This is a genomic window from Streptomyces sp. BF23-19 (assembly GCF_041106355.1).
Classification (GTDB): Bacteria; Actinomycetota; Actinomycetes; order Streptomycetales; family Streptomycetaceae; genus Streptomyces; species Streptomyces virginiae_A.
In genome coordinates this window covers 36,455-45,629 of record NZ_JBGBPT010000035.1, presented here as the reverse complement: position 1 = coordinate 45,629, position 9,175 = coordinate 36,455, and the positions used below count along the sequence as shown (strand labels likewise).

The window sequence follows — 9,175 nt, the reverse complement described above, 5'->3', positions numbered from 1 at the left end:
GGGAGCGGGGCGGCGCCGATCAGAAGATCAGCATGCCGATCTCGACCAGGATCCCGGCGACGGCGGCCGGCACCACGGCGATGACCAGGCCCGCCAGGGCCACGAAGACATAGCCTTCGCCGTCCGCCACCCTGCCGTGGCGCGCGCAGGCGAACAACCAGGCCGCCAGGACCAGGAACGGCACCAGCAGCAGGCCGATGACGCTGCCGAAGCGGAACACGGCGCCGCCCGACAGTTCGTACGCCCGCCCCCGCGCCGTCCTGACCTCCACCCGGGTGCCGGGCCGGTAGTCGTCGGCGGCCGTGTCCAGAACGATGTCGCGGGGCGGCCCGTCCGACCGCCGGGGGGTGTAGCGGCCGGTGCAGTCGGTACCGGTCGCATAGCCCTCGGCGTCGCTCGCCTCGTAGCACTCCTGGACGGAGACGACCCCGTCGACGGGTCCGTACCCGAGCACGGCGGCCATCTGCGGCCCGGGCAGCAGCCACGTCAGCCACGCGGCGAGACCGAGGATCACCACGGCCCCGGCCCCGGCAACCCCCCGCCCCCACACCCGACCAGCACGCCCCACCACACCCCGCCCCCTCGATCCCTTGGAAGGCGAATACCCACGGGGAGGGGCGGCGACGCGGGGGTGTCCGGGTCGGGCCGGTGCCCCGAGGCCCCCGCGCCCTCATTCCCCGTACAACCCCGCGATCTCCCTCGCGTACCGCTCCGCCACCACGCCCCGGCGGAGCTTCAGCGACGGCGTCAGGGTGCCCGCCTCCGGGGTGAAGTCCTGCGGGAGGACGTGGAAGGCGCGGATGCGGGACGGGCGGGAGACCGTGGTGTTGGCTTCCGTGACCGCCGCTTCGACGAGGGCGTGCACCGCCGGGTGCGTGGTGGGGGTGGGGCCCAGGTCGAGGGCCTCGCGGGCCGCCCAGGCCGTGATCTCCTCCGCGTCCAGGGTGATCAGGGCGACCGCGTACGGGCGGCGGTCTCCGATCAGGACCGCGCGGGAGACGTAGCGGGAGCGCTGGACGGCGAATTCGACCTCCGTCGGGGTGATGTTCTTCCCGGCGGAGGTGATGATCAGCTCCTTCTTGCGGCCGGTGATGCGGAGATGGCCGTCGGCGTCCAGTTCGCCCAGGTCGCCGGTGTGGAGCCAGCCGTCCGGGTCCAGTGCCTCGGCGGTCGCGGCCTCGTTCGCGTGGTAGCCCGGGAACACCATCGCCCCGCGCGCCAGCACCTCCCCGTCGTCCGCGATCCGCACCTCGCAGCCCGCGATCGGGTGGCCCACCGTCCCGTGGCGCACCGCCGCCGGGTGGTTGATCGGACTCGGATCCATGGGGAGGCGGACGGTCACCGTGCACCATGTGCGTGCCCTGCTCGCCGGGGCCCGCCGCAGTGGCATCGACACCGTGCCGCTGCTCCAGGAGGCGCAGATCCCGCCGCTGCTGCTGGGCGACGACCGGGCGCGCGTCACGCCCGCGCAGTTCGCCCGGCTCTTCCGGGCGCTGTACCGGATCACGCAGGACGAGTTCCTGGCCCTCGGCCAGGTCCCGAGCCGCCCGGGCACCTTCGCGATGATGTGTCACGCCTCGCTCGGCTGCCGCGATCTGGGCGCGGCCATGGAGCGTGCCGCCGCCTTCTACGGGCTCTTCCCCGGCGGGCCGGAGCTCGCGCTCGAAGTCGTGGGCTCGGAGGCTTGGTTCGCGGTCCGCAACGACTTCGCCCGGGACGAGGACCGCTTCCTCACCGAGTGCGTGCTCGCGATCTGGCACCGGCTGAGCAGCTGGCTGGTGGGGCGGCGCATCCCGCTCGCGCACGCCGCCTTCCGCTATGCCCCGCCGCCGCACAGGGGATCTCCGACCTCACCACGCGCGACCCGCTCGCGCGACCGGACTGGCAGGCCGCGCTGAACCGGAGCCGGCTCGGGGGGGACGGCCCCGGCCGCGCCGGTGTACCAGTACCACGCGCTCGGCGACGAGTTGATCCCGTACGGGGTGGGCCGCCGGCTGCGCTCCGACTGGTGCGCGCGGGGCGCGAACGTCGAGTTCGACACCGTCTGGGTCGGTGAGCACGTCAGCGGCGTGATCACGCACTCCCTGGCGGCCGGGAACTGGCTGGCGGACCGCTTCGCCGGGCGTCCGACGCACGCCAACTGCTGAGAGGGCGGGCACGGTTGCCGCCGGGGCCGGGGCCGGTGCGGTCGGTGCGGTCGGTGCGGCCGGTTCACTCTCCGGCCGGGCAGGACCGGGTCCCGGACGGCAGCCGCCCGTAGAGGAGGAACTCGTTGATGTACTCACGTACGCAGCGCGAGCCGGCGAAGCCGGTGTGCCCGTCGCCCTTGTGGTCCACGATCACCGCCGAGCCCAGCCGTTCGGCCGTCTCCTCCGTCCACTCGTACGGCGTCGCCGGGTCGCCGCGGGTGCCGACCAGCAGCATCGGCGGTGCCCCGGGGTGGTCGATCTTCCGGATGAAGTCGGTGCCGGCGGGCCATCCGTAGCACGCGAGCACGGTCACCAGCTGCCGCGGCCCGAACACCTTGGAGACCTTGAGGAACTCGTCCCCCAGTTCGCTGAACTCCTTCTCCAGGGCGGCCGGGGTGGCCTTGTCGATCGACCGGTCGGGGTCGTCGGCGCAGGACACGGCGGCGAGGGCGGCGGCGCCGTTGTCGGCGGGCACCGGTCCGAATCCGTCGCCCCGCGCCGCGTCCGGTGACGCCGGCGGGTCGGTCGGCGTGGCCGGTTCGGTCGGGTCCGGCGGGTCGGTCGGCTCCGTCGGGTTCGTCGGGTCCGGCGACTCCCCCAGACCGAGCAGAGCCAGCAGTCCGGCCGGGTCCTTCTTGGTCTCCGCCAGGGCCAGCGACTTGGCGAGCAGGGGCCACGCGCTCGGTGAGTACAGGGCCTGGCCGATCGCGAGGGAGGCGGCGAAGCCGGTCAGGTTCGTGCCGTCCCGCCCGACCAGCGGCTCCTGGTCGAGCCGCTCCACGAGGGCGGCCACCTTCTCCTTGGCGGTACGGGTGTTCGTCCCGTAGACGCAGTCGGTCTGATGGGCGCACCAGGTCAGGAAGTTGTCCAGGGCCCGTTGCTGGGCCCGGGCCGACACGAGGGCCTGCTCGGTCATCGGTTCGGTGAGGGTGTCGATGCCGTCCAGGACCATGCGGCCGGTGGTCCGGGGGAACTGGGCGGCGTACACGGCTCCGAGCCGGCTGCCGTAGGAGAAGCCGAGGTAGTTGAGCTTCTCGTCCCCGAGGACGCGGCGGATCACGTCCATGTCCCGGGCCACGTCGACGGTTCCGATGTGCGCGAGGACCGGGCCGGAGGCGCGTCGGCACCGGTCGACGGCGTCCCGCATGGCGGCGAGGACCGCGGCGGTGTCGGCGTTCGGGTCGATCTCGGGCTCCCGGGAGCCGGCGCAGGAGACGGGGTCGCTGTGGCCCACGCCGCGGGGGTCGAAGCCGATGAGGTCGTAGCGTTCGCCGAGGTCGGCGAACGACTTGGGGTCGGCGGCGAGGCCGGCCATGCCCGAGGCGCCGGGGCCGCCGAAGTTGATCAGGAGCGAGCCGATGCGCCGGTCCGGGTCGGTGGCCGGGATCCGGCCCAGGGCCACCTCGACCGTGCCCTTGCCCGGGGCCGCGTAGTCGAGCGGGACCTCCACGACGGCGCACCGCATCTCGGCGGGGACCGGTTTGTCGGGGCATTCGCCCCAGGGGACGCGCTGGGTGTGGAACCGCGCCAGGGGGTCGTCGTCGCCGTTGGGCGCAGGGGTGGTGGGCGCGGGGGTGGGGCTACGGGTCGGGCTCGAGGTGGTCGTGGGCGTGGGCGGCGGGGCGGCCCCCAGCGAGGCCAGGAGCAGCGCGCCGGCGGCCGCGCCGGTGGCTATGACCGTACGGACTCGGGAACGGTGCACTGCGCCCTCCTCGGGCGGCCCCCCGGACCCATCTGCCCACCATAGACCGGGGCCGCGGGGCCCGCCCGCCCAGTGCGCGGGGCCCCGCCCGGCCCCGGCCCCGGGCCCGATCAGTCCTCCCGCGGCCCCCGGTACAGCTCCTGGATCCGGTCCGCGTAGTCCCGGGCGATCGCTCCCCGCCGGAGCTTCAGGGACGGGGTCAGGTGGCCGCGCGCCTCGGTGAAATCGGCGGCCAGGACGGTGAAGCGGCGGATCGACTCGGCCCGTGAGACCAGCCGGTTCGCCTCGTCCACCGCCCGTTGGAGGTCCGCCCGCAGTTCCCCGTCCCGCACGAGGTCGCGCATCGGCATGTTCTGCTTCTTGTGCATCTGGCGCCAGTGCTGCAGCCCGTCGGGTTCGAGGGTGATCAGCGCGGTGATGTAGGGCCGGTTGTCGCCGACGACCATGCACTGACCGACCAGCGGATGGGCCCGCAGCCAGTCCTCCAGCGGTGCCGGAGCCACGTTCTTGCCGCCGGAGGTGATGATCATCTCCTTCTTGCGGCCGGTGATGGTCAGGTACCCGTCGGCGTCGAGCTCGCCGATGTCGCCGGTGGCCAGCCAGCTCCCGTACGGGGCCGCGTGCGCGGCGTTCCAGTAGCCGGCGAAGACGTGGCGGCCGCCGAGCAGCACCTCACCGTCGTCGGCGATCCGTACGGCGGTGCCCGGCAGCGGCCAGCCGACGGTGCCGAGGCGGGGCCGCAGCGGCGGGGTCACGGTGCTGGCGCCGGTGGTCTCGGTCAGCCCGTAGCCCTCGAAGACCTCGATGCCGGCGCCGGTGTAGAAGGCGGCGAGCCGTCGGCCCAGCGGTGATCCGCCGCTCAGGACGTAGCGGACGCGGCCGCCGAGCGCGGCCCGGATGCGCCGGTAGACGAGGGGGTCGTAGACGGACCGGGCGAGGCGCAGGACGAGCCCGGGGGTCTTGTCCTCGGCGATCTCGGCGAAGCGCTGCGCGATACGGGCGGCCCGGTCGAAGGAGGAGGCCCGGCCCATCTTCTCGGCGGTGGCGCGGGCGGTGTTGTAGACCTTCTCCAGCACGTAGGGGATGGCCAGGAGGAAGGTGGGCCGGAAGCCGGCGAGGTCGGCGAGGAGGTCCTCGGTACGGATGCTGGGCGCGTGCCCGAGTTTGACGCGGGCCCGCATGCAGCCGACGGCCACCATCCGCCCGAAGACGTGGCTGAGCGGCAGGAACAGCAGGGTGGAGGCGGGGTCCTTGCTGACGGATCTGAAGACGGGGTGCAGCAGCTCCACCGCGTTGTCCACCTGGGCGAAGAAGTTCGCGTGGGTGATCACGCATCCCTTGGGCTGCCCGGTGGTGCCGGAGGTGTAGATGAGGGTGGCGACGGAGTCCGGTGTGCGGGCGCCCCGCCGGTGGTGCACCACCGCGTCGGGGATGCGCTCCCCGGCCTTGACCAGCCGGGCCAACGCGCCGGTGTCGAATTCCCACAGGTGGGTCAGCCAGGGCAGGTTGCCGCGTTCGCCGCTGATGAGCCGGGCCTGGGCGGTGTCCTCGACGGCGCAGGCCACGGCCCCGGAGTCCTGGATGATCCAGCGTGCCTGAAGGGCGGAGGAGGTGGGGTAGATCGGTACGGTGACCAGGCCGGCGGCCCAGCCGGCGAAGTCGAGCAGGGTCCACTCGTAGGTCGTGCGGGCCATGATGGCGAGCCGGTCGCCCTCCCGGAGTCCTTCGGCGATCAGGCCCTTGGCCACGGCGAGCACCTCGGCCGCGAACTGCGCGGCCGAGACGTCGTGCCAGACGCCGTCCCGGTCCTTGCGGGCGAGCACCGCTTCCCTCGGGGCCTCCCGGGCGTTGTGGAAGGGGATGTCCCCGAGGGATCCTCGGTCCGGGGGGCCCACCAGCGCGGGCACCCGGACCTCGCGGACCACTCCGTCGATCACGGTCTTGACGGGTTCGACCGGTTCTACGGCCCCGACCGGCCTCAGCTCGGCTCCCACGGCGCACTCTCCTTGGCTCGGTGCGAGGGTTACCGCCGGTAATTTACGTAGGGGTAACCCGCTCCGACCAGCCCCTGGAGCCGTTCTTCACCGACGCTCCACGCCACCGCCACCGCCCCACACCCCGGACGCGGCAGCCGTCCGCACGTAGTCCCCGAAGTCGCGGGGCTCCCGGCCGAGCACCCGCTGCACACCGTCGGCGAGGGTGGCGAAGCGGCCCTCGGCGATCCACCCGTAGAGCATGTTCAGCAGGCCGACGAACTCCTCCGGCACACCGTGGCCCCCGGCGTAGGCCGCGAACTCCCCGGGCGGGAGCGGACGGTAGGTGACCACCCGGCCGGTGGCCCGGGCGATCTCGTCGACCACGGAGTCCAGGCTCAGCAGCCGCGGGCCGGACAGCTCGTAGGCCTGCCCGCCGTGCCCCTCCTCGGTGAGGGCGGCCACCGCGACCGCGGCGATGTCCTCGGCGTCGATGAACGGCTCGACGCCGGCACCGGCCGACATCACGACCTCGCCGCCCTGGACCTGCGCCCGGATGAACGGGTCCTCGCTGAAGTTCTGGAAGAACCAGGACGGCTTGAGGATGGTCCACCGCGCCCCGGACTCGCGGACCGCACGCTCGCAGGGGAGCTTCTCCTCGCCCTCCGGCACCACCCAGTCGCGGGCGGACAGCAGCACCAGCCGCTCCACACCGGAGGCCACGGCCAGCTTGGAGAAGGAGCGCATCGTCTCGGCGGCGTCGGGGAGCTGCGAGTCGACCAGGTAGGCCGCGCCGGCCCCCTCCAGCACCTGCTCCCAGGTGTTCTCGTCGTTCCAGTCGAAGGTGACCGGCCCCTTGCGGGAGGCGCCCCGGACCTCGTACCCGCGCTGCCGCAGCTGGGCGGCCACGCGGCTCCCGGTCTTGCCGGTGCTGCCCAGGACCAGGATCGGCTCGGCCGTCGTGTCGTTCGCGGTGTTCGCGGTGTTTTTCTTCGTCTTCGTCATGTGACCAGTCAATCCGGCCCCGCTGGGACGCGACATGGCTCTCCCGCTCACAAACATGTCCCAGCGTCCAGGTGGTGTCTTGGGTGGGATCACGGGGCGGGCAGCCCGCGGGCTGTCGGCGGCGGAAGGTAGCGTAGGGGCGACGTAAAGGCCACGGGCAGGAATGCGTCGGTGCGTTGCGACTGCCGGACCGTTCGTTGCGTCTCACCCTCTGAGCAAGGAGCTCCACACGCATGTCCATACCACCGCAGCCTCCGTCGTCCCCGGGCCCGTACGGCCGGCCCGGCCCGTACGGCCAGCCTGGTCAGCCCGTCCCCCCGCCCTACGGCGGTGCGCCGCAGGGCTGGTACCCCCCGCAGCCGCAGAAGACCAACACCCTGGCCATCGTCGGGTTCGTCATGGCGCTCGTCTGCGGAATCCCGCTGGTCCCCATCATCCTCGGCATCATCGCCCTCTCCCAGATCAAGTCCCGCGGTGAGAAGGGCAAGGGCCTCGCCATCGCGGCGATCGTCATCCACAGCCTGGTCATCGTGTTCTACGGGACCTTCCTGATCCTCGGCCTCACGGGATCGCTGGACGACGACGCCCCGACGAAGCGCGACACCACCGGCCAGGTCACCGGACCGACCGCCACCGCGCCGGCCGCCACCCGACCGGCCTCCAGCGGCTTGACCGAGATCCGCAAGGGCGACTGCTTCAACACGAAGGACGATCTGGCCCAGTACGGCGACGAGGGCGGCACCCAGGCCGCCCGCTCGGTGACCATCGTGCCCTGCGCCCAGCCGCACAAGGGCGAGGCGTACGCGGTCTTCAAGCTGGACGCCGGAACGTACCCGGGCAACGAGAAGGTCACCAAGTCCGCCGAGGAGAAGTGCAGCGGCAACGCGCTCACCTCGTACGTGGGCGACAACCCCAAGGTCTCGGAGAAGCTGGAGGTCTACTACTACTACCCGCAGGCCGCCAGCTGGCTCCTCGGCGATCGCGAAGTCACCTGCTTCGTCGGCGACCCCAACGGCCCGAGCACCGGCTCGATCCGCGCCGCCGGCTCCTGACCGACCCGGCGAGGCCGTGCCCGCCGCTCACGCCGCCGCGCCTTCCTCCGGCGGGCAGTACCGGCAACGGCCGGGGCGGGGGGCGCGGAAGGCCCGGTCGCAGCCGGTGCAGTTCTGCAAGGGGTCCGGCCGTCTGATGTCCCGGGTCTCCGGGGGCGGCGGGGCCGGGGGCAGGTGGGGTGGGAGCAGTGCGGTGAGGCGGTACGCGAGGACGGACGCGGGGCGCCGCATCTGCGCGGGGAGGTCCGCGGACAGGGCCCTGGTGACCGCGTCGGGGGTGACCCCGCGCTCCAGCCAGGCCGACACGTCCGGCGCGAGCCGCCGTACGTCGCGCTCCGAGAGCAGGAGCCGCGGGTCGTGACGCCGCAGCCCGGCGAGGAGTTCGAGCGCGCCGGGGTCCGGGGCGGACACGGCCGCCGGCGGGCCGGCGGGTTCCGGCCGCAGCTCCGGTTCCGGCTGCGGCTCCGGTTCCGGCTCCGGCTGCGGCTCCGGCTGCGGCTCCGGGGTGGCGGACCGGTCCGGGGGCGGAGGTGGAAGCGGAGCCTCGGTCGGGGCGGTGGATCCCGGCTTGTTGTACGAGTACGTCCGGGTCACCACCCGCCCGGTCGCCAGTCGTTCGCGCCGCCGCTCCAGGTAGCCGTGGGTCTCCAGCTCCCGCAGGGCGGAACCGATCCGGATCTCCCCTTCGGGGAACCGCGCCGCGAGGACCTTGATGCCGATCGGGGTGCCCTCCGGCAGCGACTGGATGTACGCCGCGATCCCGATCGCCGTCGCCGACAGCGCCTGGTGCTGGAGGAGGTGGTTGCCCACCACCGTGTAGTGACTCGCGTGCCGCGTGTTGACGTGGACGACACCGGATCGGGGGGTCGCGGCCCGATCCGGGCACGGGACGCGCGAGGGCGCGCTAGGGTTTCCAAGAGCCATGGGGAAGCTGCTTACTTCCTACGATGGTCAGGCCCTCGCCGGGATTCGCCGTCCCGTCGGGGGCCGTCTCATTTCTACGGTTGTCGGGGCGAGCATATGCCCGCGAACCAGTAGGAAATCCAGTTGAGTTGGCACGATTCACCCGACCGAGCGAAGCGGGCCCGCCCGCGCCGCGGTGGGGTGGGGTCGGTTGGTTCTTTCTCCCGGTTCTTTGGTTCTTTACGCGTCCGAGCACGCCGGATCGCGGCCCCCCGCGACCCGGCCCGGGGGCCGTCTCCCGCACAGCGCCTCGGGCCGCGTCGCGGCCCGCCGCGATCCGGTCCGAGCAGG

General features: G+C 73.1%; 9 protein-coding genes. 3 read left to right on the top strand and 6 right to left on the bottom strand.

Translation table 11 applies throughout. The features are described 5' to 3' along the window. Positions 1 to 19 precede the first annotated feature (19 nt). Both AB8A24_RS20805 and AB8A24_RS20800 read right to left on the bottom strand, forming a co-directional pair. A complete protein-coding gene (locus AB8A24_RS20805) occupies positions 20 to 517 on the bottom strand; it encodes a hypothetical protein (protein WP_369477058.1) in 498 nt (165 codons plus the stop codon). A gap of 153 nt (positions 518 to 670) precedes the next feature. Then, positions 671 to 1,324 (bottom strand): hypothetical protein, encoded by a 654-nt coding sequence (locus AB8A24_RS20800; protein ID WP_369477056.1) that lies wholly within the window; start codon positions 1,322 to 1,324, stop codon positions 671 to 673. A gap of 19 nt (positions 1,325 to 1,343) precedes the next feature. Here AB8A24_RS20800 and AB8A24_RS20795 point away from each other — a divergent pair, with 19 nt between their 5' ends. Together AB8A24_RS20795 and AB8A24_RS20790 are read left to right on the top strand one after the other, a co-directional pair. After that, entirely contained in the window at positions 1,344 to 1,898 is a 555-nt protein-coding gene (locus AB8A24_RS20795) for an AraC family transcriptional regulator ligand-binding domain-containing protein (protein WP_369477054.1), read from the top strand. Positions 1,899 to 1,937: 39 nt separating this feature from the next. Then, complete coding sequence (locus tag AB8A24_RS20790; RefSeq protein WP_328962135.1) at positions 1,938 to 2,147, top strand: lipase family protein; 210 nt, start codon at positions 1,938 to 1,940, stop codon at positions 2,145 to 2,147. 64 nt (positions 2,148 to 2,211) lie between these two features. Here the strand turns inward: AB8A24_RS20790 and AB8A24_RS20785 are convergent, their stop codons facing one another. From AB8A24_RS20785 to AB8A24_RS20775, 3 genes are all read right to left on the bottom strand, one after another. After that, on the bottom strand, positions 2,212 to 3,891 hold the full coding sequence (locus AB8A24_RS20785) for an alpha/beta hydrolase (protein ID WP_328962136.1): 1,680 nt from the start codon (positions 3,889 to 3,891) through the stop codon (positions 2,212 to 2,214). Between the two features lie 110 nt (positions 3,892 to 4,001). Continuing rightward, on the bottom strand, positions 4,002 to 5,873 hold the full coding sequence (locus tag AB8A24_RS20780) for an AMP-dependent synthetase/ligase (RefSeq protein ID WP_328965890.1): 1,872 nt from the start codon (positions 5,871 to 5,873) through the stop codon (positions 4,002 to 4,004). Between the two features lie 99 nt (positions 5,874 to 5,972). After that, on the bottom strand, positions 5,973 to 6,869 hold the full coding sequence (locus tag AB8A24_RS20775; RefSeq protein ID WP_328962137.1) for an NAD(P)H-binding protein: 897 nt from the start codon (positions 6,867 to 6,869) through the stop codon (positions 5,973 to 5,975). A gap of 233 nt (positions 6,870 to 7,102) precedes the next feature. Here AB8A24_RS20775 and AB8A24_RS20770 point away from each other — a divergent pair, with 233 nt between their 5' ends. Beyond that, the gene (locus AB8A24_RS20770) at positions 7,103 to 7,921 is read left to right on the top strand and encodes a septum formation family protein (RefSeq protein ID WP_328962138.1); all 819 of its coding nucleotides are present in this window, start codon (positions 7,103 to 7,105) and stop codon (positions 7,919 to 7,921) included. A 27-nt stretch (positions 7,922 to 7,948) separates the two neighbouring features. On the opposite strand, the gene AB8A24_RS20765 is transcribed toward AB8A24_RS20770, so the two are convergent. Beyond that, complete coding sequence (locus tag AB8A24_RS20765) at positions 7,949 to 8,731, bottom strand: helix-turn-helix domain-containing protein (protein ID WP_328962139.1); 783 nt, start codon at positions 8,729 to 8,731, stop codon at positions 7,949 to 7,951. Positions 8,732 to 9,175: the final 444 nt, after the last annotated feature.

Excerpts from the sequence above, each read along its gene's own strand:
- AB8A24_RS20800 (WP_369477056.1), bottom strand. The coding sequence starts at position 1,324 with ATGGATCCGAGTCCGATCAACCACCCGGCGGCGGTGCGCCACGGGACG.
- AB8A24_RS20770 (WP_328962138.1), top strand. The coding sequence starts at position 7,103 with ATGTCCATACCACCGCAGCCTCCGTCGTCCCCGGGCCCGTACGGCCGG.
- AB8A24_RS20775 (WP_328962137.1), bottom strand. The coding sequence starts at position 6,869 with ATGACGAAGACGAAGAAAAACACCGCGAACACCGCGAACGACACGACG.